The organism is Mesobacillus campisalis, from assembly GCF_000986785.1.
Classification (GTDB): Bacteria; Bacillota; Bacilli; order Bacillales; family Cytobacillaceae; genus Mesobacillus_B; species Mesobacillus_B campisalis.
Genome location: NZ_LAYY01000001.1, coordinates 41,452 through 67,711, shown reverse-complemented (window position 1 = coordinate 67,711; position 26,260 = coordinate 41,452). Strand labels below are relative to the sequence as shown.

Annotated in this window: 22 protein-coding genes and 1 other annotated feature; of the genes, 16 read left to right on the top strand and 6 right to left on the bottom strand. The window is 46.6% G+C overall.

The genetic code is table 11. The features are described 5' to 3' along the window. The first annotated feature begins 34 nt into the window (after positions 1-34). The 10 genes from WQ57_RS00290 (at position 35) to WQ57_RS00245 (ending at position 11,981) form a co-directional block, all read left to right on the top strand. The gene (locus WQ57_RS00290; RefSeq protein WP_046521716.1) at positions 35-547 is read left to right on the top strand and encodes a MarR family winged helix-turn-helix transcriptional regulator; all 513 of its coding nucleotides are present in this window, start codon (positions 35-37) and stop codon (positions 545-547) included. Positions 548-558: 11 nt separating this feature from the next. Next, positions 559-771: a binding site (T-box leader), on the top strand. 45 nt (positions 772-816) lie between these two features. Next, positions 817-2,067, top strand: coding sequence for a tyrosine--tRNA ligase (gene tyrS, locus WQ57_RS00285; protein WP_046521715.1), 1,251 nt, complete (start codon positions 817-819; stop codon positions 2,065-2,067). Positions 2,068-2,165: 98 nt separating this feature from the next. Continuing rightward, positions 2,166-2,795 carry an NAD(P)H-binding protein gene (locus WQ57_RS00280; RefSeq protein WP_046521714.1) on the top strand — a complete coding sequence of 210 codons (630 nt, stop codon included), beginning with the start codon at positions 2,166-2,168 and terminating at the stop codon, positions 2,793-2,795. A 36-nt stretch (positions 2,796-2,831) separates the two neighbouring features. Further along, positions 2,832-4,448: an FMN-binding glutamate synthase family protein gene (locus WQ57_RS00275; protein ID WP_084820089.1), complete on the top strand. Its 1,617-nt coding sequence runs from the start codon at positions 2,832-2,834 to the stop codon at positions 4,446-4,448. Between the two features lie 139 nt (positions 4,449-4,587). Next, positions 4,588-5,571, top strand: a complete 984-nt coding sequence (locus WQ57_RS00270) for a glycoside hydrolase family 43 protein (protein WP_046521713.1) — start codon at positions 4,588-4,590, stop codon at positions 5,569-5,571. A 163-nt stretch (positions 5,572-5,734) separates the two neighbouring features. Further along, entirely contained in the window at positions 5,735-7,051 is a 1,317-nt protein-coding gene (gene xylA / locus WQ57_RS00265) for a xylose isomerase (RefSeq protein WP_046521712.1), read from the top strand. Between the two features lie 80 nt (positions 7,052-7,131). Next, the gene (gene xylB / locus WQ57_RS00260) at positions 7,132-8,631 is read left to right on the top strand and encodes a xylulokinase (protein ID WP_046521711.1); all 1,500 of its coding nucleotides are present in this window, start codon (positions 7,132-7,134) and stop codon (positions 8,629-8,631) included. Between the two features lie 61 nt (positions 8,632-8,692). Beyond that, positions 8,693-10,309: a glycoside hydrolase family 43 protein gene (locus WQ57_RS00255; RefSeq protein ID WP_046521710.1), complete on the top strand. Its 1,617-nt coding sequence runs from the start codon at positions 8,693-8,695 to the stop codon at positions 10,307-10,309. 29 nt (positions 10,310-10,338) lie between these two features. Beyond that, entirely contained in the window at positions 10,339-11,322 is a 984-nt protein-coding gene (locus WQ57_RS00250) for an aldo/keto reductase (protein WP_046521709.1), read from the top strand. 38 nt (positions 11,323-11,360) lie between these two features. Beyond that, positions 11,361-11,981, top strand: a complete 621-nt coding sequence (locus WQ57_RS00245) for a YesL family protein (RefSeq protein ID WP_046521708.1) — start codon at positions 11,361-11,363, stop codon at positions 11,979-11,981. 403 nt (positions 11,982-12,384) lie between these two features. Here the strand turns inward: WQ57_RS00245 and WQ57_RS00240 are convergent, their stop codons facing one another. The 6 genes from WQ57_RS00240 to WQ57_RS00215 form a co-directional block, all read right to left on the bottom strand. After that, positions 12,385-13,278, bottom strand: coding sequence for a carbohydrate ABC transporter permease (locus WQ57_RS00240; protein WP_046521707.1), 894 nt, complete (start codon positions 13,276-13,278; stop codon positions 12,385-12,387). Between the two features lie 15 nt (positions 13,279-13,293). Further along, on the bottom strand, positions 13,294-14,175 hold the full coding sequence (locus WQ57_RS00235; RefSeq protein WP_046521706.1) for a carbohydrate ABC transporter permease: 882 nt from the start codon (positions 14,173-14,175) through the stop codon (positions 13,294-13,296). Between the two features lie 69 nt (positions 14,176-14,244). Beyond that, entirely contained in the window at positions 14,245-15,558 is a 1,314-nt protein-coding gene (locus tag WQ57_RS00230; protein ID WP_046521705.1) for an extracellular solute-binding protein, read from the bottom strand. 120 nt (positions 15,559-15,678) lie between these two features. Further along, on the bottom strand, positions 15,679-16,452 hold the full coding sequence (locus tag WQ57_RS00225) for a response regulator transcription factor (RefSeq protein WP_046521704.1): 774 nt from the start codon (positions 16,450-16,452) through the stop codon (positions 15,679-15,681). Beyond that, complete coding sequence (locus WQ57_RS00220; protein ID WP_046521703.1) at positions 16,453-18,195, bottom strand: sensor histidine kinase; 1,743 nt, start codon at positions 18,193-18,195, stop codon at positions 16,453-16,455. A gap of 283 nt (positions 18,196-18,478) precedes the next feature. Continuing rightward, positions 18,479-18,919: a YtoQ family protein gene (locus WQ57_RS00215; RefSeq protein WP_046521702.1), complete on the bottom strand. Its 441-nt coding sequence runs from the start codon at positions 18,917-18,919 to the stop codon at positions 18,479-18,481. A 281-nt stretch (positions 18,920-19,200) separates the two neighbouring features. Between WQ57_RS00215 and WQ57_RS00210 the strand changes: the two genes are divergently transcribed. The 6 genes from WQ57_RS00210 (at position 19,201) to gyrB (ending at position 26,218) form a co-directional block, all read left to right on the top strand. Further along, complete coding sequence (locus tag WQ57_RS00210; protein ID WP_046521701.1) at positions 19,201-19,863, top strand: helix-turn-helix transcriptional regulator; 663 nt, start codon at positions 19,201-19,203, stop codon at positions 19,861-19,863. A gap of 47 nt (positions 19,864-19,910) precedes the next feature. Beyond that, positions 19,911-20,948: a PTS sugar transporter subunit IIC gene (locus WQ57_RS00205; RefSeq protein ID WP_046521700.1), complete on the top strand. Its 1,038-nt coding sequence runs from the start codon at positions 19,911-19,913 to the stop codon at positions 20,946-20,948. Between the two features lie 36 nt (positions 20,949-20,984). Next, the gene (gene sdaAB / locus WQ57_RS00200) at positions 20,985-21,644 is read left to right on the top strand and encodes an L-serine ammonia-lyase, iron-sulfur-dependent subunit beta (protein WP_046521699.1); all 660 of its coding nucleotides are present in this window, start codon (positions 20,985-20,987) and stop codon (positions 21,642-21,644) included. 57 nt (positions 21,645-21,701) lie between these two features. Beyond that, positions 21,702-22,601: an L-serine ammonia-lyase, iron-sulfur-dependent, subunit alpha gene (gene sdaAA, locus WQ57_RS00195; RefSeq protein WP_046521698.1), complete on the top strand. Its 900-nt coding sequence runs from the start codon at positions 21,702-21,704 to the stop codon at positions 22,599-22,601. Between the two features lie 205 nt (positions 22,602-22,806). Continuing rightward, positions 22,807-24,042, top strand: a complete 1,236-nt coding sequence (locus WQ57_RS00190; protein ID WP_046521697.1) for a GTPase family protein — start codon at positions 22,807-22,809, stop codon at positions 24,040-24,042. Positions 24,043-24,304: 262 nt separating this feature from the next. Next, the gene (gene gyrB / locus WQ57_RS00185) at positions 24,305-26,218 is read left to right on the top strand and encodes a DNA topoisomerase (ATP-hydrolyzing) subunit B (RefSeq protein WP_206540543.1); all 1,914 of its coding nucleotides are present in this window, start codon (positions 24,305-24,307) and stop codon (positions 26,216-26,218) included. Positions 26,219-26,260: the final 42 nt, after the last annotated feature.

The following is a 26,260-nucleotide window of genomic DNA, read 5'->3' as shown; positions in this document are numbered from 1 at the left end:
GCTAACGATTATGAAAATTTAGGAGTGATTCAATATATATTCATTTGATGAAGAGGGTGAACTTCTTCGCGAAGAAGTAGATACGATTAATCGTTTGACTAAGATTCCCATCCAGTCGCTGAATTTGGATGCGGTCGCATTAGTGACCAATTTATACCGGATTGCCCAGGGAGTAAGGAACAAGATGGAACAGGAAGTGCTGGCTGAATATGGTTTATCATGGACCGCTTTTTCCATGCTGTATGATTTATGGATCTGGGAGTCCGTGGAGACTAAAAAATTGGCGGAATCAGCCGGGGTTTCAAAAGCCACAATAAGCAATATTACGAAAACACTTGAACGAAAAGAGTTGTGTTATAGGAGAAGCGATACCCGTGATCGAAGGATGACTTACGTTTCGATAACCGAAAAGGGGAAGTTAGTGATGGAGGATTTATATCCGCGTTTCCACCAAGGTGAGGTTGCTATAGTATCGGGTCTGTCAGAAGCTCAACAAAAAACAATGACACAATTACTCCGAAAAGTAATTCGCGAAAACTTATTTTAAAAATATAATAGTGAAAAGCGATGACAGGAAATCCAGTAGTGCTTATCTCCCTGTTCAAAAGAGAGTCGGTGGCCGGTGCGAACCGATACAAAGATAACACGAAATACATTCCTTGAGCTGTCTTTGATAAACAAAGAACGGGCGACCGTTAAATCGTTGAGCGGAAGGAATTTTTCCTTCAATAAGGGTGGTACCGCGTGAAATAGTCAAACCACGTCCCTTTTTTCAGGGATGTGGTTTTTTTGTATTTAATTTTAGGAGGAATGAAAATGAACAGCATAATCAAACAGTTAAGCGGGGAACAACATGCCGAAGTAAAGAGGCAGATGAAGCTATACAGCCAGGGGGTACAAGAGATCATTCCAGCCGAAGATCTGGAGAATAAAATAGCCAAGTCCATTCTGGAAGATAAGCCTCTTAAAATCAAATTGGGGTTGGACCCATCTGCACCGGATGTGCATCTTGGACACACAGTAGTGCTGAACAAAATGCGGCAGTTTCAGGATAATGGCCATATCATCCAGCTGATTATTGGGGATTTTACCGGCAAGATTGGCGACCCAACGGGAAAGTCGGTGGCAAGGAAGCAGCTGACTGATGACGAGGTCCAGCATAATGCCAAAACCTACTTCGAGCAATTCGCAAAAGTCATTGATATGGAGAAGGTGGAGCTGCATTACAACTCAAAATGGCTGTCAAAACTGAAGTTTGAGGATGTCATCCAGCTTGCCGGCAAAATTACGGTGGCAAGATTGATGGAAAGGGATGACTTTGAAGAAAGGATTGCCTTTGGAAAGCCTATTTCGCTGCATGAATTCTTTTACCCTTTAATGCAGGGATACGATTCGGTTGTGTTGGAGTCAGATGTCGAACTTGGCGGAACCGACCAGCATTTCAATGTCCTGATGGGAAGGCATTTTCAGGAGAAGTTCAGAAAAGAAAAACAGGTTGCACTGTTGATGCCATTATTGGAGGGGCTTGACGGCGTTGAGAAAATGTCCAAATCGAAAAAGAATTACATTGGAATCGATGAAAGCCCTGAGGAGATGTACGGGAAAGCGATGTCCATTCCGGACGAATTGATGGTGAAATACTTTGAATTGATTACAGACTTTGCTCCTGAACAAATCCAGGATATTAAGGAAAAACTGGAAACAGGCAAGCTGCACCCAAGAGATGCCAAGATGCTGCTGGGCAGGACCATCGTGAGAATGTACCATGGAGAAGAAGGAGCACATAAAGCAGAACAGCACTTTGTTTCAGTTTTCCAGAAAGGGGCCTTGCCTGAGGAAATCGCCAAAGTCGACTGGAATGGTCCTTCCGAAGTTCCAGTTTTAGACTTGCTAATCGATTTGCAGCTATTAAGTTCGAAAAGTGAAGCAAGGAGAATGATTGACAACAGGGGAGTGAAAATCAACGGTATCAGGGTAGAAGATCATCACCTGCGAGTCATGATTACGGATGGATTGGTGATTCAAGTTGGGAAACGGAAATTCATTAAAATTACGACATCATTTTAAGGTATAGAAAGTCTGGCGCTAAGGCCAGGCTTTCTTTTATGGTTTCCACAGCTCTTAAAGTGGTAGATATCTAATATCAACTATCAGGAGGCATACAAATGAGAGTACTGGTGATCGGAACGGAGGACATGACAGGAGAGCATGTTGTGAAACTGTTGGCGGACAAGCAGCATGAGCCGGTTGCAGTCGTAGGTTCGCAAAACAAAGATTCGTTGATGACGAAGCTTGGTGCCACGGAGGTGGTTGTCATGGAGGCTCAGAATTTTTCAGAGGCGTTTGCCGGTTGTGAGGCAGTCATTTATCTTGGAGCTGCAAGCCCGAGGACCGGTGAGGGAAAACCCATCCTGATCGACCATCAGACCATGATAGCCTCGGTGGAAGCAGCGAATAAACATGATGTGCAGAGGTTTATTCTGCTCAGCCCGCTGCGTGCGGATGAAAATGAAAGCGGCGGTCCGGGAACCATCGGAGGCAAAAACCAGGCGGAGGAGCTATTAAGGCAGGAAGAGATTGCCTATACAATCATAAGGCCGAGCGAGCCTGTGGAAAAGCCGGGAAGCGGAAAGGTAAATGCCGCACCGTCACTGAAAGATGAACATGGCGAAATTCCAAAGGAGGATTTGGCTTCGGTCCTGGTCGAAGCGCTCGACAGCAGGGAAACGTTCAATAAAACCTTTGATGTGACATCAGGCGATACTCCGATTCGCGAGGCGCTGCAGCAATTGTAAGTTTCATCCTAATTAAAGCAAAGGGGGATCCATAATATGTCCAAAATGAAAAAATATCTTCCTGCGGTATTGAAGGGGAGCGCTGTCCTTGGAACGGCTGCAGCTGCCGCCTACCTTTACCGCAAAGACGATACGCAAAAACAGCATTCAATCCTAAGGAATTTTCCCTTGCTGGGCCGGATCCGGTACATGACAGAGCAGATTGGACCCGAGCTAAGGCAGTATTTGTTTCAAAGCAATACCGAAGGCACACCGTTTTCCAGGAAGGAATTCCAGGATGTGGTCAAAGCGGGTAAATACAAGGAGCGCCTGATTGGCTTTGGTTCCGAACGGGATTTCAATGAAGGCGGCTACTACATCCGCAACAGCATGTTCCCTAAACTCCTGGAAGAACTGCGAATCGACAACAGCCAAAAGATTAATACAAAAGTGTATGAAATTGATGAAGAAGGACTTATGAGCCGGAAGGAGCACCGCGAGGACCGGCAGATTGACCCATACCTTCTCCGTGACGAGGATGCCGTTATCATTGGAGAAAATACTTGCCGGGAGCCGTTCAGGCTAAAAGGGCTTGTCGGCCAGTCGGCGATGAGCTACGGCGGACTCGGAGAAAATGCGATAACGGCTTTGTCAAAAGGGCTTGGCCTTGCTGGTGGAACCTGGATGAACACCGGGGAAGGGGGACTGTCTCCTTATCATCTTGCCGGGAACCCCAATATCATGATGCAAATCGGCCCCGGGTTGTTCGGCGTCCGGACTCCCGGAGGGGAATTTTCCTGGGAGGAATTCAAGAAGAAAAGCGAGATTGAACAGGTAAAGGCCTTTGAAATCAAATTGGCACAAGGTGCGAAAATCCGCGGCGGGCATATTGAAGGGCAAAAAGTGACCGAGGAAATTGCCAGCATCCGCCTTGTGGAGCCCTGGAAAACAATCAACAGTCCTAACCGGTTCTACGAATTTAGCGACTACTACGGTCTTTTTGATTTCGTGGAAAGAATGAGGGATATCGGCGGCAAGCCAGTGGGAATCAAAATTGTCGTCGGGGACATGGACTCCCTTGAGGAAATGGCAAAAATCATGAAAGAGACAGGCAAGGGACCCGATTTCATTTCCGTCGACGGTGGCGAAGGTGGAACCGGGGCCACTTACCAGGAGCTCGCGGATGCCGTCGGGCTGCCAATCATGTCAGCCCTGCCGCTAGTCGATGAGATGCTGAAAAAATACGGAGTGCGTGACAGAGTCAAAATCATTGCATCCGGAAAGCTGGTTACTCCGGATAAAATTGCCGTTGCCCTCGCACTTGGCGCAGATCTCGTCCAAATCGCCCGCGGCTTCATGATTAATGTTGGCTGTATCATGGCAGGAATCTGTCATACCAACCATTGTCCCGCCGGGGTTGCCACCACGGACCCTAAGCTGCAGGATGGACTTGTGGTCGAGGAGAAACAATACCGCGTCGCCAATTATGTTGTCTCCCTACGAGAGGGACTGTTCAACCTCGCGGCGGCTGCCGGGCTTGATACTCCGACCAAGTTCCAACGTAAGCATATCGTGCATAAGGACGAGTGGGGAAGGATCTCCTCCGTGGCTGATGTTACTCTGAATCCGGAAAAGGTGACAGAGATTAGGGAAAAGGAAAAGGTGGCGCGGTAAAACACGGGGACGGTTCTGCTGCTTCTGAAGCAGAAGAACCATCCCCATGCTGCATTTAAAAACTTTGTATAATGCCTGTACAAAGTAGTTGGTAAGCGTTATACTACATTTGTAGACAACAAATGCTAGGGAGGCTATTATGAAAAACTCGAAACCTAATGAGCCTATAGTGACACATATTTTCACGGCTGATCCTTCTGCCCACGTGTTTGAAGGGAAGCTTTATATTTATCCTTCCCATGACCTGGAGCATGATGAACCTTCCAATGATAATGGGGACCAGTATAAGATGGAGGATTACCATGTTTTATCGATGGAAGATGTAGATGGGCCTTGTGTTGATCATGGTGAAGTGCTTCACCTCAAGGATATTCCATGGGCGAGCAAGCAGCTTTGGGCACCAGATGCGGCCTACAAGAACAACACTTATTATTTATTTTTCCCGGCAAGGGACAAGGACGGGATCTTCCGAATTGGCGTAGCAACCAGTCCGAGTCCTGCAGGACCTTTCAAGGCGGAGGAAAATTATATTCCTGGCAGCTTCAGTATCGATCCGGCCGTTCTAGTCGACGAAGACAACAAGGCGTATGTCTATTTCGGCGGCCTATGGGGCGGACAGCTGGAAAAATGGCAGACAGGTATTTACCAGCATGATGCAGCAGGCCCGGCAGCTTCGGAACCGGCATTAGGCCCGATCGCAGCGGAACTGACGGATGATATGCTGAATTTTAAAAGTGAGCCGAAGGAAATTTCCATTGTGGATGAAGAGGGTAACCCAATTCTTGCCGGTGACGAAGACAGGAGATATTTTGAAGGCCCATGGGTCCACAAATATAATGGACTTTATTATCTTTCCTATTCTACCGGTACCACTCATAAAATTGTTTATGCCGTGAGCGAAAACCCAATGGGTCCATTTACCTTCAAAGGGACGATTCTTACCCCGGTCATCGGCTGGACGACCCACCATTCAATTGTCCAGTACAAGGATAAATGGTATCTGTTCTACCATGACAGCTCCTTATCCGGCGGTGTGAACCATAAGCGGTCCGTTAAATTCACGGAACTGAAATATAACGAAGATGGAACGATCCAAACCATTGCCCCTTATGAAAATAAATGACGTGAAAAACTCTAGTAAAATATTTTTAAAAATCTTAGTTTATCCGATAGACAAACTAACCTTATAGTGCTATAATTTAATCATACAAAGGACATACGAAACCTTTTGTAAGCATTTACATGATGAAGGAATTAAAAATGAAAATACTAGGAGGAATAATCCCATGGCTTATTTCGAAACAGTGAATAAAATTCAATTTGAAGGTGCTAAGTCCACCAACCCGTTTGCATTTAAATACTATAATCCAGAAGAAAAAATTAATGGCAAGACTATGGAAGAACTTCTTCGCTTCTCTGTTGCCTACTGGCACACATTCACAGCGGACGGTGGAGACCCGTTTGGTGCAGGCACAGCGATCCGCCCTTGGGACCATCTTACAGGCCTTGACTTGGCGAAAGCACGCGTGGAAGCCGCATTTGAACTTTTTGAAAAATTGAATGTTCCTTTCTTTGCTTTCCATGATGTGGACATCGCTCCAGAAGGAAGCACGTTGAAGGAATCCAATGAAAATCAAGACGTCATCGTCGCGATGATCAAAGATTACATGAAAACTAGCAAAGTAAAATTGCTTTGGAACACAGCAAACATGTTCACAAACCCGCGCTACACTCATGGTGCCGCGACTTCTCCAAATGCCGATGTGTTCGCTTACTCTGCAGCGAAAGTGAAAAAGGGCCTTGAAGTAGCAAAAGAACTTGGCGCAGAAAACTATGTATTCTGGGGCGGCCGTGAAGGCTATGAAACGCTTCTGAATACAGACATGAAGCTTGAGCAGGACAACCTGGCACGTTTCTTCCATATGGCAGTTGACTATGCAAAAGAAATCGGCTTGAATGTTCCATTCCTGATCGAGCCAAAGCCAAAAGAGCCTACTAAGCACCAGTATGATTTCGATGTGGCTACTGGTCTTGCATTCTTGCAAAAATATGACCTGACAGACTACTTCAAGTTCAATATTGAAGCAAACCATGCGACTCTTGCCGGCCATACGTTCGAGCATGAATTAAGAACTGCCCGCATCAACGGCATGCTGGGTTCTGTTGATGCCAACCAGGGAGATACCCTTCTTGGCTGGGATACTGATGAATTCCCGACTGACCTGTACACTAATACACTAGCAATGTATGAAATCCTCAAAAACGGCGGCCTAGGCCAAGGCGGTTTGAACTTCGACGCCAAAGTAAGAAGAGGTTCATTTGATGCGGAAGATCTTTTCCATGCACATATCGCCGGAATGGACGCATTTGCAATTGGTGCAAAAGTTGCGAACAAGCTAATCGAAGATAAAGTGCTTGACAGCTTTATTGAAGAGCGTTACAGCAGCTTTACAAAAGGCATTGGTCTTGACATTGTGGAAGGAAAAACGAATTTCCGTGAATTGGAAGCATATGCTCTTCAATTGACAGAAATCAAGAACACATCTGGCAGAACAGAGCGCCTGAAAGCTGTCATTAACCAGTACCTGCTGGAAACACTATAAGTTTAACTTCCAATTATAATCATAAAAAATGTGCTGGACGTTTATACTCCAGCACATTTTTATAGAAAAGGATGATTGTGATGAAATATGTAATCGGTGTGGACCTCGGGACAAGTGCCGTCAAAATCCTGCTTGTGGACCAAAACGGGCAAGTGTGCAGCGAGGTTTCAAAATCATATCCTCTCATTATTGAAAGATCCGGTTATAGTGAACAGAACCCGGAAGAATGGGTGGAGAAGACAAGGGAAGGATTGGCTGAACTTATCCAGCAATTCGAAGGAGAGGCAAGCGATATCGAAGGCATCTCTTTTTCCGGGCAGATGCATGGACTTGTTTTAGTCGATGAAAACCACCAGGTACTTAGGAATGCCATCCTGTGGAATGATACAAGAACAACAAAGCAATGCGGTGACATCTATGAGACCGTTGGCAAACAGAAGCTTCTCGACATTACCAAGAACCCTGCGCTGGAAGGTTTTACATTGCCGAAGATTCTTTGGGTAAAAGAAAATGAACCTGAGATTTTCGCACGTGCAAGCGTATTTATGCTTCCAAAGGATTATTTACGCTATCGCATGACTGGCCAGGTGCATATGGATTACTCCGACGCTGCCGGCACGCTGTTGCTGAATGTAGCTAAACGGGAATGGAGCCAGGAAATTTTAGACCTTTTCGGGCTGACCCAGGAGTTCTGCCCGGCTTTAGTGGAGTCCCATGAGTTTACAGGCAATGTAACTGCTGAATTTGCCCAGGCAACTGGACTATCGGAAGCTACGAAAGTATTTGCAGGAGGTGCCGACAATGCCTGCGGCGCGATTGGTTCCGGTATCTTATCAGAAGGAAAAACCTTATGCAGCATCGGAACATCTGGTGTAGTGCTTTCCTACGAAGAGAGAAGCGATCTTGATTTTGAAGGAAAGGTCCATTATTTCAACCATGGAGAAGAAAATGCCTTTTACACCATGGGTGTGACCCTGGCAGCAGGCTACAGCCTAAGCTGGTTTAAAGACACCTTTGCCAAAGAGGAAAACTTTGAACAGTTCCTCGAAGGCGTCGCTGAAGTTCCTGCGGGAAGCAATGGTTTGCTGTTCACTCCTTATCTAGTTGGCGAGAGAACGCCTCATGCGGATTCCAACATCCGCGGCAGCTTCATTGGGGTTGATGCAGCTCATGAGCGAAAGCATTTTGCCCGTGCCGTGCTTGAAGGCATTACGTTTTCCCTTCATGAATCGATTGAGATTTTCAGGAGCAGCGGGAAAACAATCGATTCTATCATCTCGATTGGCGGCGGTGCCAAAAATGAAACATGGCTGCAGATGCAGGCAGATATTTTCAATGCAAAGGTTGAAAAACTGTCTAGTGAACAAGGCCCTGGAATGGGAGCAGCGATGCTTGCAGCATACGGCAGCGGCTGGTTCGGCTCTCTAAAAGAATGTGCCGAGGCGTTCCTGCAAACAGCGAAAACGTATAAGCCAATTCCGGAAAACGTGGAAACGTACCAGAAGGTCTTTGGAATCTACCAGCAGGTTTATACGCAAACCAAGACACTTAATGATCAGCTGCGCGAATTTAGAAAATAACGATTAAACCCCACAATCCGTGGGGCTTTCTTTTCATTTACCCATAAAAGGAGGGAAAGACATGAGTCACATTGCCAACCCTATTTTACGAGGATTCAATCCCGATCCTTCTATTATAAGAGTGAAAGATGATTATTATATCGCCACTTCGACTTTCGAGTGGTTTCCGGGTGTCCAGATCCATCATTCAAAGGACTTAAAGAATTGGCGCTTGCTTACCCACCCTCTTACCCGCAAGAGCCAGCTGGATATGCTAGGGAATCCAGATTCCGGCGGCGTCTGGGCTCCGTGCTTAAGCTATCATGCGGGAACGTACTATCTAGTATTTACAGACGTAAAAAGTCATATCGGACCCTTTAAGGACACTCATAACTACTTGATTACCGCCCAGGACATCATGGGGCCGTGGTCGGAACCGGTTTATCTGAACAGCAGCGGATTTGATCCGTCGCTTTTCCATGACGAGGACGGGAGAAAGTGGGTGGTCAATATGGTTTGGGACCATCGTAAGAACAAAAACTCATTTGCTGGAATTTTACTGCAGGAATATTCTCCACAGGAACAAAAGCTAACCGGTCCCATTCATAATATATTTAAAGGGACTAAGTTGGGTCTTACCGAAGCCCCTCATCTCTATAAACATAATGGTTATTATTATTTAATGACCGCTGAAGGCGGGACAAGGTATAACCATGCCGTGACGGTAGCCCGAGCGACTTCGCTCTTTGGTCCGTACGAGGTCGACCCGATTGGGCCTATCCTGACATCGGCCGGGAATCCCGAGCTGCCGCTGCAAAAAGCGGGTCACGCGAGCATTGTCCACACACAGGCAGACGAGCTATACCTTGTCCATTTAACCGGCCGGCCGCTAAATTCCTCGCTTAATTGTAATCTAGGCAGGGAAACGGCGATACAAAAGGGCCTCTGGACAAAGGATGGCTGGCTGAGGCTGGCAGGCGGGGGAACGGAACCGCAGGTAATGGTTGAGGCACCGGATTTGCCGGAGGCTCCTTTCGAAAAAGAACAGGGAATGGACCATTTTGATGAGAAACAACTGAGCATTCATTTTAACTCACTACGCGAGCCGTTTTCAGAAGACTGGATGTCACTGACAGAGCGGCAGGGATTTCTAAGGCTAATTGGCCGGGAATCCTTTAGTTCTGCCCACAGACAAAGCCTGATTGCCCGCCGGCAGCAAGCCTTTTCTTGCTCCGCTGAAACGGTTGTCGAGTTCGAACCGGAAACCTTCCAGCAAATGGCCGGGCTGGTATACTATTATAACTCAAGGAACTATTATTACCTTTGGATCAGTCATGATGAGGAAATGGGGAAATGCCTCGGAATCATGTCAAGTGACCAGGGGAAATACGATGAACCTTTGGACCGTCCAATTTCGGTTGAGGGATGGAGCAGAGTTTATCTAAAAGCAGAACTGGACTATGAAAAGCTGCAGTTTTATTATTCGGTGGATGGGAATGAATGGCTGAAGATTGGCCCAGTGCTCGATGCAAGTAAAATTTCGGACGACCATGTTGAACAAAAGGTTGGCGGTGTTTTGCTTGACCAGGGTTTTACGGGTTCATTTCTTGGAATTTGTGTCCAGGATTTAAGCGGCACCAGGAAACATGCCGATTTTGATTATTTTAACTATCAAGAACGGACAGGGGTCGAACAATAAGGTATTATTTCTTAAAGGAGGAAATGGACATGAAATATCGTGAATTAGGAAACACCGGAATCAACATCAGTGAAGTCAGCTTTGGGACTTGGGCAATCGGCGGTTCCTGGGGAAAGACGAGCGATGCAGAAGCCATCAGATCCCTGGAACATGCCATGGATAAGGGAGTTAACTTCTTTGATACCGCCGACGTTTATGGAGACGGTCACGCCGAAGAACTGCTCGCCAAAGCTACGAAAGGGAAGGAAGACGAAATTTACATAGCCACAAAGTTCTGCCGCCAGGGTGATATTTTCGACCCGAAAAATTACAGCTACGAACAGGTACGTGCCTATTGCGAAGATAGTCTTCGCCGTCTGGGACGCGAGAGAATCGACTTGTACCAGATTCATTGCCCTGCAACCGAAATCCTTCGAGATGGAGCCATATTCGAAGTTCTTGACACACTGCAGAGCGAAGGGAAAATCCGCCACTACGGTGTCAGTGTCGAAACGGTAGAAGAAGGGCTGATTTGCCTTGAAAATCCCAATGTCAAAAGCCTGCAAATTATTTTCAATATGTTCCGCCAGAAACCGCTTGAAACGTTAATTCCTCAGGCATATAAAAAAGGGGTTGGACTGCTGGTTCGTTTGCCGCTTGCGAGTGGACTGCTTACCGGAAAATTCACAAGTGACCATGTGTTTGAAGAAGATGACCACCGCCGATTCAATGAAAATGGCGAGGCCTTCAATGTCGGGGAAACTTTTGCGGGACTTGGATTTAAAAAGGGTGTGGAGTTGGCTGACCAGATAAAATGGATTGGAGAAGGCCGCGGGTCGATGGCAAGCGCGGCGTTGCGCTGGATTCTCGACCAGAAGGAAATCACGTGCATTATTCCAGGGTTTAAGAACATGAAGCAAGTCCAGGACAATCTTTCCGCGCTGGAAACCAAGCCTTTCTCCGGGGAAGAACAGCAAGAAATTTACCGTTTTTATGAGGAGAAGGTAAAAGACTTTATCAGAGGACCTTATTAATAAAATAAGGGTAAAGGCTGACCGTTCGGAGGGATTCGATGAGTAAAACTGCAAATCGGGCTTATGGCGCCACGGAATGGATTGCGAAATTTGCCTATCTTAACTTGTTGTGGATTGGTTTTTCGCTGCTAGGCCTGGTCGTACTGGGATTCTTCCCGTCCACGATTGCGATGTTCGCGATTATCCGCAAGTGGCTGAAGGGAGAAACTGACATTCCCATATTCCGTACATTTTGGACGACCTACAAAGCAGAATGGGTGCGCGGCAATGGGTTAGGGCTGTTCATGGCTGCTATTGGAGGGATGATTGTCCTAAACCTGGTGTTTATAAGGAACTCGGGCAGCGCGGGCATAAGCGTAATCCAGATTCCGTTATATTTGTTCATGCTGGCAGCTTTGATGACCATGTTCTATCTATTCCCGGTGTATGTTCATTATGAGCTGAAGCTTGTTCAAATGATCAAAAATTCATTTTTGATGATGGTGATCAGCCCGCTTGAAAACCTTGTGATGATTGCAGGGGTCGCTGCTGTAATTTTCGTGGTGAGATTTCTGCCGGGTTTCGGATTTTTCTTTGGCGGCAGCCTTTCCGCAGCCATCATCATGGCGGCAGCCTATGTGGTGTTTAATAAAATGGCCAAAAAGCAGCAGCAGACGTAAAGGACCAGATTCTGGTCCTTTTTTAATGGCGTAAAAAAAGGGGAGGAGGGCGATGAAATTGCGGGCTAGAGCGCCCATTGGCGCAAAAAAAGGGGAGGGTGGCCGGCGAAATTGCGCCTAGAGCACTTCTTGACGCAAAAAATGGAAATGCAGGACGGCCAAATTGCGCCAACAGCGCCCATTGGCGCAAAAAAGGGGAAGGAAGGCTGCAAAATTTACGTCAACAGCTCTCATTAACGCAAAAGATAGAAAGGCAGACCACCAAATTTGCGTCAACAAGGCCCATTAACGTAAAAAAAGAGAACTCAGCAATAACATTTGCGCCAATACCCAAACAAAAAAGACCGATGCAGATTTCACTTCCTAAGGTGAAACCTGCATCGGTCTTGTGTCATGCTGCCAATCAGCCTTTAACCGAGCCTGCGGCCATTCCTTCCACGATCTTGTCGCTGAGGAACAGGAAGACAAGCAGGACTGGAATGATGCTGATAACGAGAGTCGCCCCAATCGCGCCCCAATCAGTCAGATACTGTCCGACGAAGTTGTTGATTCCGACGGTCAGGGTTTTAAACTTATCGGAACTGATGAAGGTGTTTACGAATACGAATTCGTTCCAGTTGTAAATCATGTTGATGATCGCTGTTGTCGATAAAACCGGCAGTGTCATCGGAAGGGTGATTTGAAAGAAGATGCGGTGAATCGAGCATCCATCCATAACTGCCGCCTCTTCGATTTCCCGAGGGAAGGTTTTATAAAAGCCGAGTAAAATCATAATCGTCAGCGGCAGGTTAAACGCCGTGTAAGACAAAACAATCGATGCTGGGTGATCAATCAAGCCGGCATTGTTAAACATGTTGAACAACGGGATGATAGTGGAATGGAGTGGAATCATATAAGCTACCAGGAATAACCCAAGAACAAGACCGCTTAACTTCCAATGCATCCGTGTAACAGCAAACGTCACGAAACTGGCGAGAAGAATCGTCAAGACGACGGACAGTACCGTAATCCAGACGCTGTTGAAAAAGTACAGGCCGATATTCCCAGCCGTCCATGCCTTTGTATAGTTGATCCATTGAGGATCTTGGGGCAGGGAGAAGGGAGACTGGCCAAATACTTCCTGATTGGTTTTTAATGAAAAGAACACCAGCCAGATTAACGGGTAAATCTGAATGACCGCAAACGCTCCTAATATAAGATAAAGAAATCCATAGCCGATTTTGTTCAAAAAAGATTTCTTTGTTTCGCTGGATGTTGAAAGGGTCGTTGTTGTCTTTTGTGTACTAACCTCACTCATCTGTTTCAATCCCCCTTAATATTGAACATCATCATCTTTAGATTTCGTTAGTTTCGAAGTTAACCAAGTCATCAGAAGACAGATAACAAGGAGCCCAAAGCCGATTGCACTTCCGTAGCCGAAGTTGTTCAATTTGAATGCTTCTTTGTACATGTAGGAAGCAATTACTTCACTGGCTCCGTTCGGTCCGCCGCCAGTCATAACATAAATCAAGTCAAAATACTTCAATGATCCGACCACTGCAAGCATTATCGTTACTTTAAATACGCCGGAAATAAGCGGAAGCTTAATTTTATAGGCGATTTGCCAAGCGTTGGCACCATCGATTTTCGCTGCTTCAATCACTTCATCAGATACATTTTTTAATGCTGCATAGTAGATAAGGATGTAAAACCCGGCATACTGCCAGATAATCGGGATAAAAATGGCATAAAGGGCAACATTTGGATCTGCCAGCCAAATAGGTGTATTTTCAATCCCAAAAAACCCAAGAAATTTGTTGAGCATTCCGTTGGATGGGTCAAAGATTTTCATCCAAAGCTGGGCGATGGCGACAGATGATAGTAGCATTGGAATCAAATAGATTTTACGCAATAGATCCGAACCCTTAATTTTGCTAGCCAGTACAAGCGAAATCCCGAGATAAAGCAATAAGCTGGCCGTTGAGAAGATGGCTAATTGAAGCGAATGCCATGTGCTTGTCCAGAACATATTGTCCTTGATGAGGGTAGCGTAGTTTTCGAGGCCGATGAATTTCATCTCGCCCATGCCGCTCCAATCCATAAACCCGTAATAGCCTGAAAGCGTAACTGGTATATAGATGAGAACGAGGATGAGAAGCAAAGCCGGGAGTGTGTAAAGGGTGATCACGAATTTATTCGACATTACATTTTTCATGTTGGATAGTCCCCTTCCTTATAAGAAAGAGGACATATTTTCAGCAATATGCCCTCTTACCGTCAATAATTATTTCTCAGCAGCAAGAGCTTCTTCTTGTGTCTTGGCAAACTCTTTAGGAGATGACTGTCCTCCAAATAAAGCCTGAATCTGGTTCAAGTGAACATCCGCTACGCGGGCAGACATTTGAACATCCGCATAAAGGGTAATATTGGACGCATTTCCTAAATCGTCTAAGATATCAATGTACATTTGAGCAAGATCTGTACCGGCAGTATCCACTTTTGTAGCTGGGATGACACCGGCTTCCGTTACGGAGCGCTTACCCCATTCTTCAACCAGGTAAGAAACAAATTCTTTTGATTCGTCCTTCACTTTGGAAGCTTCGGAGACAAACAGACCAACACCAGGGCCGCCGACAAAGCTGTCGATGTTTCCTTTTCCGCCTTCATAAGTAGGGAACTTGAAGTAACCGATTTTTTCTTTAAATTCCTCAGCAACATCAGGGCTAGTTGTATAGTTAGGAAGCTCCCATGTTCCCATTACATACATAGCTGCTTGTTCGTTCATGAAGTAGCCTTTCGCTTCATCATTGGACAAACCATTGTAACCTTTAACAAATGCATTCATATCAACAAGTTTTTTGATTTCTTCAGCTGCTTTTACAAGCGCAGGATCTTCAAAGCTTCCAGTACGGTTAATTGCATTGTTCAGAGTTTCAGGTCCGCCAATACGGTCGGCAAGGTACATGTACCACAGAGAGCCTGTCCAGCGGTCTTTGTTTCCGACTGTGATTGGAATCACGCCATTTTTCTCAAGAGTTTCAACAACATTCAAGAACTCATCGTATGTTGTCGGCACTTCAAGGTTATGCTTTTCAAAGATTTCTTTATTGTAATAAACAGGTGCAATGTTCAGTTCAAGAGGGAGGCCGTATGTTTTCTCTTCCATCGTAAAAGCTTCGAGGGTTCCAGGAACAAATTCCTCTTTCAGGCCGCCTTCAAGGACATCGTCCAGTGGGGCAAACATATTGCCATCTACGTATGGCTGCATGTATCCAGCTGCCCAGGTGATTCCGATATCTGGAAGCTCATTGGAAGCGGATAGTACCTTGATTTTTTCCTTGTACTGCTCATTGTTCAGGATTTCAGTTTGGATGTCGACATCAGGATTTTCTTTTTCGTAATTTTTGATAATGTCATCCACGATTGAATACTGTGCATTGGCACTTCCCTCAGGCCACAAATGCATCATTTTGACAACGGTTTTATCACCGTTTGAACCTGAATCTCCTGATGTTTCAGAAGATGAGGAACAACCTGCAAGAGCCAGACTTCCTGCCAATGCCATTGACATGACAGCGGTAAACGCTTTCTTTTTCACCGTTTGGTACCCCCTTAATATTTGTATGTTTCTGTCTTACAAGTACAGTCTATCACCGTGGGAATATTCTAAAAAGGCACCTGCGATTGGGAAAAATACTACTATTTTTAGAAAACCCTTTCATTGGCTGTCTTTTCGGTAGGCACTGGGGGTCATTCCCTCGATTTCCTTGAAGATCTTAATGAAGTATTTCGAGGTTTTATAGCCGACTTCTTCGGCAATTTCACTGATCGGCATCCTGGTGGATACAATCAATTCCTTGGCGCGCTGGATTCTCCTTCTTGTCACATATTCGCTGAAATTCAGTTCCACTTGCTCTTTGAACAGTACACTGAAATAACTTGGGTTCAGGTGCACCTGGGCAGCCACGTCTTTTAGCGTTAATTCATCGTTCAGATGCTGGTCGATATATGCCATCGCTGTGCGGATGGAGTCTTTGGTGGAATCGATTTTAGTGTTGGCATTCACAATTTTCTCATCCACCACTTTTTCAATCATGCCCAACCTTACTTGCTTTTCGAACACCTTAACGGCTTCCTCCAAGGCTTCAATCAGCTTCTTTTTGCCGATTGGCTTCAATAGATAGTTCACGACGCCAAGCCTTAATGCTTCCTGGGCATATTCAAATTCGGAATAAGCCGAGATGACAATCACGACAGGGGACATGCCTTTTTCCTTAATCGCTTTTAACAGCTGCAATCCGGTCATCTCTGGCATCTGTATGTCGGTGAACAGAATGTGAATCTTTTTATTCTCCGCAATCCTGAGGACTTCCTCACCGCTTTCAGCGGTGAAAATTGCATACTCCCCATTATTCCAGCTCTCGAGTGCCCGCTGGAGGCCCTGCCTGGTTCTTGGCTCATCGTCCACGATGACAATATTTTTAGTAAACATTTATTCCCCTCCATCGACCGGTAGTTCAAACGATATTTTTGTTCCTTTGTTTAATTCACTTTCAATCAATAAGTCGGAATGTGTAAGGCCTTTGTAATACAGTTTTAATCGTTTATAGACATTGGAAATGGCCATGCCTTTCCCGCTTGCTGATGAAGTGCCTCCCGTTTTCATTGAATTCCGAATCCATTCAAGCCGCTCCTGATCCATTCCGGAACCGTCATCGCGGACAGTGATTCTGATTCTATCCCTGCTGTCTTGTCTGACAGGTTCAACGGTTACTGAGATCATGCAGCTTCCGGCTTTTTTGCCGGCTCCGTGGAGAATGGCATTTTCGACCAGCGGCTGGATGATCAGCTTTGGTATCCTTATCTGCTCATATTCTTCCGGTACGGAGACATGCCATTGCAGCCGGTCGCCAAAACGCATCTCCATGATTTCCATATAATCGCCGATATGCTTGATTTCATCTTTTAAATACACCCAGTCATCATCGGTTTCCTTTGTGATGGTATAGCGGAACAAATCGGACATGGCGACAACCAGTTCGGCCAATTCTTCTTCGTCTTTTTCCTCCAGCGACCAATGCAGGGCATCCAGTGTATTAAAGAGAAAATGCGGATTGATTTGCGCCTGCAGGGCCTTCAATTCACTGTGGCTCCGGAGAATTTCCTTTTGGTAGACCATCTGGATGAGATGGTTGGTTTCTTTTACAAGCTGATTATAAGTGCTGTTTAGTTCATTGATTTCATTGACTGACGAAACACTGGGATTCAATGTTAACGAACCTTCTCCTGCACGCTGCATGGTTTTAGTCAACCTCAGGATCGGTCTTGTGATGATGGTTGACAGGAAATAGGAGAATATCGTGAAAATAAAGGCCCCGGCAATCCCGGTCAAAATAATTCCGGTCCTGATGGCGGATATTCCTTCTGTCAGCTCGCTTACCGGAGTCAAAATCAGGACTGTCCAGCCGGTCAGTTTGGAAACCTGTTTTGTGACCATGTAGTCACGCTGATTTAATTGAACCGTAGTTTCATTGCTTTCAATAATGCTAGTGATATCTCCGGGATAATTTTGGATGATTGGGTTCTGGTCCGAATCGAGCAGGATTGAATATTGGTCGTTATCATACGTTTCGTTGGCAAAGGTAAAATGATCGCGGTTTATGCTGATCAAAAGATACCCGCCATTCCTGAATTGCCGCTCCATCAAGCTAACCCTCCGGATAGCCAGGAAGTTATTTTTATCGTTGGGATCGTCGCCAATCCAAACCATTCTTCCTTTGGCGAGATTGGCCTCGGCAATCCACTTTTTGTCGATACGGTTAATTAGCGGGTCATCATCAAGCGGGATAATGCGCTGCTCCTGAGCTGAAAACAGCTGAAACCCAAAGATCCCGTCTGTATTGCCCATAATTCTGTTCACCCGGCCCATCAGTTCTTGGCGCTCCAGGAAGGTGATCTCTTTGCCGTCATAAATATCGGTTAAAGCCTGTTCAACTTCTTCATCGGTCATCACAAGCTTTGCCGCCATGTTCACCTGTTCGTAAAGGGATTCCATGCGGCCGTTCGCTTCAATCGCCACCTGCTGGATTTGTTTTTCAGCATTGCTTTTCAATAAAGAAGAAACTTGCCTTAATGTAAGCAAACTGACAATCAGCAGCACGATGATCATAACCAGTAAAAAGATAAACAGAAGCTGGTTGCGAAGGGTATTCCATTTTTTAAGTGAATTCAGCATAGTTGTTTCCCTTTCATTGGAATTGTTCTGTTATTGCAACAACGTGAAAAGTTGACAGCGGTTACAAGTAGGTAAACTTCACCAAAGTGAACATCATTTTTTATCATATTCATCACATGATATAGGCTTTTCCACCTAGAACCATTATAACATCTCCACCCAAAGAATTGAAAACTTAGTTTATTTGCCGAATGAACTAAGGAGAGGGATGGGCTAAGTATAAGGGGAAGGATATAAAGAAGCCGGGAGAAGGCATTTTGCCTTCTCCCGGCTTAATGGGAGGCTATTCATAAATATAACCGATGACATCCAAGGCCTGGTCGACACTTTCAACCGTCACATTGGCCTTATTGGAAAGCTCTTTTAAAGGGTGGATCAATGATTCGGGCCGGATGATAATCGTCGGTTTGTTCATGGCAATCGCCGTGCTGGCATCCATTGCCGTATTCCACTGCTTGTATTTTTCGCCAAATAAGGCTATGACGATATCGGATTTCTGCATCAGCACCTGTGTCCTGAAGTTGTTAATGTCCGATGCAGCATCATCTTTATATAAGCTGCCCGGCTGCTTGCCAAGAATGTCCTCGCCGACATTGTCGGATCGGTCATGGTTGGTTTGCGGAGAAACAAAGGTTAATGAAAGCTTCCTTTCTTCGGCCTTTGTCTTAATTTCCTCTCTCCAATTGCTGTGAATTTCCCCTGCTAAATAAACGGTTAATTGCATCGCTAATCCTCCTGTCACAATTTGATCTAATTATATAGTAGCCAATTTGCAGCGGATTTCAAAGCGGAAGGGGTTCCTTTGTTTATTCCGCTTTATATAATGAAATGAGACTATTAAAATTTTTTTGTAACCATTAAAATTTTATTTGAAATATTGTGTGGGGGGTGGTATGATGGCTATGCGAAAAAAGTTATTCATATAATAATATTTTCGTAACACTATTATCTCATTTATCTTTTTTTTGAAACTATTTGAAAACGTTTACAGAGGAGGCGGAAAGGATGGAGGCTGATCTCAATGCCCAAATATTCAGCCTGGCAAAACGGACGGCTGATATGCTGGTGAAAATGTTTGGAAGCAGGTGCGAGGTGGCCGTCCATGACTTTACAGATTTGAAACATTCGCTTGTTTATCTGGCGGGAAATGTGACAGGCAGAAAGGTAGGGGCACCCATTACTGATTTGGTGCTGACGGAGCTCAGGAAGGGCCCTGCGGACATTCAGGATATCCCAAATTATAAAACTTCCGCCCGAAATGGCACCGTTATGAAATCGTCCACCGTATTTTTAAGAGACAGTGAGGAAAAGGTCATTGGCGCACTTTGCATTAACTACGATGTCACCCAAATGCTGCTTTTCACCAATGATATGGAGGAATTTCTTGGGGTTGATCCGAGCCAGGCAAAGGCTGAAAACTTCCATACCACCGTTCAGGAAGTCATCCATGATATGGTTGATCAGGTTGTATCCGGTTTTAAAAAAGCCCCTGCACATTTGCTCCTGGAAGAAAAAGTGGAATGCGTAAGATTACTCGAAGAGAAGGGCGCGTTCCTGATCAAGGGATCGACAGAATACTTGGCTAGTGTTCTTGGTGTTTCAAAGTTTACCATCTATAACTACCTTCAAAAAATCAGGACTCAAAATGAATACCAGATGCAGGAATAGTCTGAAAATAAACTATACCAATATACTAAAATTCGAGGGGAATTATCATGGAAATACTAAAAGGGACTTCATTGTTATTACTGGTTTTAGCAGGATTCACTCTTTTCAGCTATAAAGCACCAAAAGGATCGAAAGCAATGGCGGCGCTTGCTGGGGCAGCGTGCGCGGCTTTCCTTGTAGAGGCTTTCCAATTATATGTAGGGGGAGATTTACTGGGATTTGAATTTCTTGGTGAAGTTGGAAGCGCTGCTGGCGGAATGGGCGGTGTAGCTGCAGCAGCTCTTGTGGCTCTTGCTGTTGGTGCTTCACCTGTTTATGCGCTCTTGCTTGGAGTAAGTGTTGCCGGCCTTGGCCTTCTTCCAGGATTCATTGCCGGATATCTGGTCGCCTTTCTGGTAAAATATATTGAGAGAAAGGTTCCTGGCGGGCTGGATTTGATTGTCATCATCGTCATATGTGCCCCGCTGGTTCGTTTCATTGGAGAAATCATGACACCTGTGGTGAATGCCACTCTCTTGAATATCGGCGGAATCATCACAGAGACGGCCAACAGCAATCCTGTCCTGATGGGAATTATCCTGGGCGGAGTCATTACGGTTGTTGCGACGGCCCCGCTAAGTTCAATGGCGCTGACAGCGATGCTTGGACTGACAGGCGTACCAATGGCGATTGGAGCCCTCGCTGTCTTCGGTTCATCGTTTATGAACTATGTCCTGTTTGACCGCATGAAATTTGGTGACCGCAAAACGACGATTTCCGTTGCGATTGAGCCTTTGACCCAGGCCCATATCATTTCAGCGAACCCGGTTCCGGTGTATGCGACCAACTTTATCGGCGGGGCAGCCTCAGGTGTCATCATTGCCTTATCCGGCTTAATCAACAATGCGACGGGAACGGCTACTCCAATTGCCGGCCTTGCGGTTATGTACGGCTTTAATGACCCGGTAAAAGTAACGATCGTGGCCTTGTCCTGCGCTGCTGTCAGTGCAATCGCCGGATTCCTTGGCTCAATGGTCTTTAAAAATTATAAAATCAAAAAAGTGGCAGAGCTTGAAAACAACGAAGCTGTGGAAAAAGCCGCATAGTTGCGCTAAGATAGAGTGTTAAAGGAGAGTTATAAAATGAAATATCGTTCTGCTTTTGATATTATTGGTCCGGTGATGATCGGACCTTCCAGCTCCCATACGGCGGGAGCTGCACGGATTGGGCGGGTTGCCCGCAATTTATTCGAAAAACAGCCTAAAAGAGTCGTCATATCCCTTTACGGATCGTTTGCCAAAACATATAAAGGCCACGGTACCGATTTGGCGCTTGTTGCAGGCCTGCTCGATTTCGACACGTTCGACGAAAGAATCAGGGATTCCTTGGCAATCGCAGAAAAAGCAGGGATGGAGGTTGTTTTCCGGCCGGAGGAAGCCGTGCCGGATCATCCGAATACGGTGAAACTGAAACTGTACGATGATGACAGCGAGATGGAAGTTGTCGGAATCTCGATTGGGGGCGGCACGATTGAAATCAAGGAGATCAATTCCTTCCAGCTGAAACTGTCTGGTGATCCGGCCATCCTCGTTTTCCACCAGGACCGATTTGGGGTCATATCATTCGTCACTTCCGTTTTGTCAAAATATGAAATTAATATTGGCCATATGGAAGTTGCCCGCAAGGAAAAGGGCGAAACAGCGATTATGATTATTGAAGTGGACCAGCGGATTGATGAGGATGTCCTTGAGGAACTGCGAAAGCTTTCCAATGTAAACAGGGTTATTAAAATCGTTGATTAATAATAGAGCACAAGTTTTATAGAGCAATGGAAATATGTATCATCGGGAGGAAACGCAATGTTTCGAAATGTAGCGGAACTTGTTTCGCTGGCAGAACAAAAGCAGGTGAAAATAGCGGAAATCATGATTCAGCAGGAAGTGGAAGTGACGGGGCTGTCTCGTGAGGATATCATCGCGAAAATGGACAATAATCTGCAAGTGATGGAACAGGCAGTGGAACGCGGCCTTCAGGGAGTGAAATCCCAAACAGGACTCACTGGCGGAGATGCCGTCCTGCTCCAAAACTATATAAAAAGCGGCAAGGCCCTTTCCGGCCCGCTCTTATTGGATGCGGTCAGCAAGGCGATGGCCACCAATGAAGTAAATGCCGCGATGGGTGTCATCTGCGCCACGCCGACAGCAGGGTCGGCAGGAGTCGTTCCAGGTACTTTGTTTGCGGTGAAGGAACAGCTCAACCCCACCCGCCAGGATATGATTGAATATTTATTTACAGCAGCAGCCTTCGGTTTCGTCATTGCCAATAATGCGACGGTTGCGGGAGCAGCTGGCGGCTGCCAGGCCGAGGTTGGATCGGCAGCCGGCATGGCCGCAGCATCGATTGTGGAAATGGCAGGAGGAACGCCGAAGCAGGCCGCAGAAGCAATGGCCATTTCGCTGAAGAACATGCTCGGACTTGTTTGTGATCCGGTGGCAGGCCTGGTCGAGGTTCCATGCGTTAAACGGAACGCAATGGGAGCGTCCAACGCCTTGACAGCAGCCGACATGGCCCTGGCCGGCATCACCAGCCGGATTCCAGCCGATGAAGTCATCGCCGCCATGTACGCCATCGGCCAAACCATGCCATCTTCCCTGAGAGAAACAGGCGAAGGCGGCCTGGCCGCAACGCCAACAGGGAGAAGACTGGAAGCCGAAATCTTCGGCCAGCCAAAACCAAAACTCAAAGACTATCTTGTTTAGCAGAGCAGGGGGACGGTTCTCCTGCCTCATTTTGAACAGCCTAACCCATGGGATAGGCTGTTTTTTTAGCATAAACCGCCAGAAAGAAATGCTGGCTGCCGGTTGCGAAGCGGATGATGCGCGAGAACCGTCCCCATGCTTTCCCTGCCTGTCAAAGGGGTATAGTAAGGGTAAATGGAATACAGAGAGAAGGAGGCAGCAGACTATGGGTGATTCAGGAGAAATTAAACGTGACCAGATAAGTGATTTAATCAAATCGATTTATGATGGGTTGGCGGGTTCGGTTTTGCCTGAGCCTATTAAAATGAAGATAAAGGGGGAGCTGGAACAGCTAAAAGAGCTGACCCTTGATGCCAGGCCTGCCAGGATTGCGATTGTGGGAAGAAGGGGTGCCGGAAAATCGAGCCTGATCAATGCGATCTTTGGGGAAATGCGGGCCGAAGTCGGGGATGTAAAAGCGCAGACCGGTATGGGAAAGTGGCATGAGTTCACGTCGGAGTCCGGAAATCTTGAAATCCTCGATACGAGGGGCCTGGGGGAGGCAGACAATCCGGAAGAAGGTTTTTCATATGCCTCTGCGATGGAAGAGGTACAAGCTTCCATAAAAGAACAATGTCCGGATGCCATTTTGTTTTTATGCAAAGCAAAAGAAGTGAGCTCCAGGATTGATGAAGACCTGCAGCAATTATCCCAGTTGAAAACTATGATTCAAAACGAGCATCAGTATGATGTGCCGATTGTGGGGATAGTCACCCAGGTGGATGAACTGAGTCCCAAGTCGGCACAGCAGCCGCCGTTTGACCATCCGGTAAAACAGAAGAATATGGCCGACGCTGTTGAAGTCTTGGCTGTAAAATTGCGGGACTATGTTTCCGAACCTGTCCAGGTGATTCCGGTGAGCAGCTATATGGAATTCGATGATGGGAAGATCGTTTATGACGTTCGCTGGAATATCGATGTCCTGCTGGATTACCTGATTGAGCAGCTTCCAAACGAAGCGCAGTTAAAACTTGCCCAGTTGTCCAAGCTGAAATCAGTCCAAAAAAAACTCGCCCGGAAAATAGGGAAAAGCGTTTCCGGGGCAACGGGGGCGATTGGGGCCAGTCCCATTCCCATAGCCGACATCCCCGTCATCACCGGGATGCAGATGGCGATGATTACCGCCATCGGCCTGATTGGTGGAAAAAAGCTGGACAAACAAGGAATCAGGGAATTTCTGAGTGCCCTCGGAGCCAACGTTGCGGCTGGGTTTGCCTTAAGGGAAGCGGCCAGACAGCTTCTGAAAGTGATTCCTGTCGGTGGCCACATTATCTCCGGAGTGGTAGCGACCGCAGGAACATTGGCCCTGTCCGAAGCGGCTATCGCCTATTTTATTGAAGGCGTGTCGATGGACAAGGCAAAGGGTGTTTTTCGGAGGGTTTTTAAGGAGAAGCAGGAATAAGGGAGGATATTATGTCTGTCACCTTATGGCTATTGCCAAATAACTGTGGTGACAGGCATTTTTTAATTTGAAATGAAGCAGCAGAACCGTTCCTGCGATTCGTCAACCAGATTGACAAAATTGCTGTTTTTCTTTACATTTAAATAGTCAACCTGGTTGACTATTTAAATAGGGAGAACATCTCGAATACCAGTGAGTAAAGGTGATTCAGATATAACTCTTAGACTACCAAAGAGAAGGGGATCACAAGAGAATGGTTCAAGTGGAACAGCAAAAACAAGCATATGAAGCCGACCAGATCCAGGTTCTGGAGGGACTCGAAGCGGTCCGGAAGCGGCCGGGTATGTATATAGGCTCGACCTCGGCAAAGGGCCTTCACCACCTCGTGTGGGAAATCGTTGACAACAGTGTGGATGAAGCCCTTGCAGGGTATTGCGATAAAATCAGTGTAACGATTGAGCCGGACAGCAGCATTACCGTGAGTGACAATGGCCGGGGAATCCCCGTCGGCATCCATGAAAAAGAGGGCAGGCCGGCAGTAGAGGTGATTTTGACGGTGCTCCATGCCGGAGGCAAATTTGGCGGCGGCGGGTACAAAGTTTCCGGGGGCCTGCACGGAGTCGGGGCCTCGGTTGTCAACGCGCTCTCCTCGCAGCTGGAGGTCTATGTCCATCGCGACGGGAAGATTCACCACCAAATGTTTTCGCGCGGCATACCGCAGGGAGAATTGGCGGTTATTGGCGAAACGGATCGGACGGGAACAACGATCCATTTTGTGCCGGACGGGGAAATTTTCACTGAAACCCTTGAATATGACTACGATACCCTTGCTACCCGCTTGCAGGAGCTCGCCTTTTTGAACAAGGGTATTTCCATTTCCATCCACGACAAACGCGGTGAGGGAAAAGAAAATGAATATTTATATGAGGGCGGCATTATTTCCTATGTGGAACATTTAAACACTGGCCAGGGAGTCCTTCATCAGGAGCCGATTTTTATCGAAGGAAACCGGGAAGGAATTTCCTTGGAAATTGCGCTGCAATATACGGAGGGATTTGCAAGCGTCATCTATTCGTTTGCGAATAATATCCACACATACGAGGGCGGCACGCACGAGTCCGGATTTAAAACGGCCCTGACAAGGATGATCAATGAATATGGCAGGAAGAGCGGGCTCATAAAAGAGAATGAAGGCAACTTCTCCGGCGAAGATGTCCGGGAAGGGCTGACAGCCGTGGTTTCGGTGAAGCATCCGGATCCGCAGTTTGAAGGGCAGACGAAAACGAAACTGGGCAACTCGGAGGTTAGGACCATCACCGAGTCTATTCTTGCGGAAAAACTGGAAAAGTTTTTATTGGAAAATCCAACAGCAGCGAAGACGATCGCCAATAAAAGCCTGGTCGCCTCCAAAGCGAGGCTCGCAGCCAAGCGGGCGCGTGAATTGACGAGGAGGAAGAGTGCCCTTGAGGTTTCTACGCTTCCCGGCAAGCTTGCGGACTGTTCTTCCAAGGATGCCAGCATCAGTGAAATTTATATCGTTGAGGGCAACTCGGCCGGTGGGTCGGCGAAACAGGGCCGTGACCGGCATTTTCAGGCGATATTGCCGCTGCGGGGGAAAATTCTCAATGTCGAAAAGGCAAGTATGGACCGGATCCTGCACAATGCCGAAATTGGAACGATGATCAAGGCATTTGGAAGCGGGATTGGTGAAAACTTTGATCTGGGGAAGGCACGTTACCACAAAATCATCATCATGACCGATGCCGATGTCGATGGTGCCCATATCCGCACGCTGATGCTAACCTTTTTCTACCGGTTTATGAGGCCTTTTATCGAGAATGGCTATGTGTATATCGCCCAGCCGCCGCTGTATAAAATACAGCAGGGCAAAAACATCACATATGCTTATAATGACCGGGAGCTCGAAACGATTATGGCCGCGCTGCCAAGCTCACCCAAACCAGGGCTGCAGCGTTATAAAGGGCTGGGGGAGATGAATCCCGAACAGCTTTGGGAGACAACCATGAATCCGGCCACCAGGACTCTGCTGCAGGTCAGCCTGCAGGATGCCATGGACGCCGACGAAGTATTTGAAATGCTGATGGGAGACGAAGTCGAACCACGCCGCCAATTCATCGAAGAAAACGCCATCTACGTCCGAAACCTTGATGTATAGGGACGGTTCTCCTGCTTCAGGAATGAATGAAAGCCAGATAGT

Coding starts and splice junctions, on each gene's coding strand:
- xylA (WP_046521712.1), top strand. CDS start 5,735: ATGGCTTATTTCGAAACAGTGAATAAAATTCAATTTGAAGGTGCTAAG.
- xylB (WP_046521711.1), top strand. CDS start 7,132: ATGAAATATGTAATCGGTGTGGACCTCGGGACAAGTGCCGTCAAAATC.
- tyrS (WP_046521715.1), top strand. CDS start 817: ATGAACAGCATAATCAAACAGTTAAGCGGGGAACAACATGCCGAAGTA.
- WQ57_RS00270 (WP_046521713.1), top strand. CDS start 4,588: ATGAAAAACTCGAAACCTAATGAGCCTATAGTGACACATATTTTCACG.
- sdaAB (WP_046521699.1), top strand. CDS start 20,985: ATGAAATATCGTTCTGCTTTTGATATTATTGGTCCGGTGATGATCGGA.
- WQ57_RS00210 (WP_046521701.1), top strand. CDS start 19,201: ATGGAGGCTGATCTCAATGCCCAAATATTCAGCCTGGCAAAACGGACG.
- WQ57_RS00280 (WP_046521714.1), top strand. CDS start 2,166: ATGAGAGTACTGGTGATCGGAACGGAGGACATGACAGGAGAGCATGTT.
- WQ57_RS00225 (WP_046521704.1), bottom strand. CDS start 16,452: ATGTTTACTAAAAATATTGTCATCGTGGACGATGAGCCAAGAACCAGG.
- WQ57_RS00220 (WP_046521703.1), bottom strand. CDS start 18,195: ATGCTGAATTCACTTAAAAAATGGAATACCCTTCGCAACCAGCTTCTG.
- WQ57_RS00205 (WP_046521700.1), top strand. CDS start 19,911: ATGGAAATACTAAAAGGGACTTCATTGTTATTACTGGTTTTAGCAGGA.
- WQ57_RS00255 (WP_046521710.1), top strand. CDS start 8,693: ATGAGTCACATTGCCAACCCTATTTTACGAGGATTCAATCCCGATCCT.
- WQ57_RS00245 (WP_046521708.1), top strand. CDS start 11,361: ATGAGTAAAACTGCAAATCGGGCTTATGGCGCCACGGAATGGATTGCG.
- sdaAA (WP_046521698.1), top strand. CDS start 21,702: ATGTTTCGAAATGTAGCGGAACTTGTTTCGCTGGCAGAACAAAAGCAG.
- WQ57_RS00215 (WP_046521702.1), bottom strand. CDS start 18,919: ATGCAATTAACCGTTTATTTAGCAGGGGAAATTCACAGCAATTGGAGA.
- WQ57_RS00240 (WP_046521707.1), bottom strand. CDS start 13,278: ATGAGTGAGGTTAGTACACAAAAGACAACAACGACCCTTTCAACATCC.
- WQ57_RS00275 (WP_084820089.1), top strand. CDS start 2,832: ATGTCCAAAATGAAAAAATATCTTCCTGCGGTATTGAAGGGGAGCGCT.
- WQ57_RS00190 (WP_046521697.1), top strand. CDS start 22,807: ATGGGTGATTCAGGAGAAATTAAACGTGACCAGATAAGTGATTTAATC.
- WQ57_RS00235 (WP_046521706.1), bottom strand. CDS start 14,175: ATGAAAAATGTAATGTCGAATAAATTCGTGATCACCCTTTACACACTC.
- WQ57_RS00250 (WP_046521709.1), top strand. CDS start 10,339: ATGAAATATCGTGAATTAGGAAACACCGGAATCAACATCAGTGAAGTC.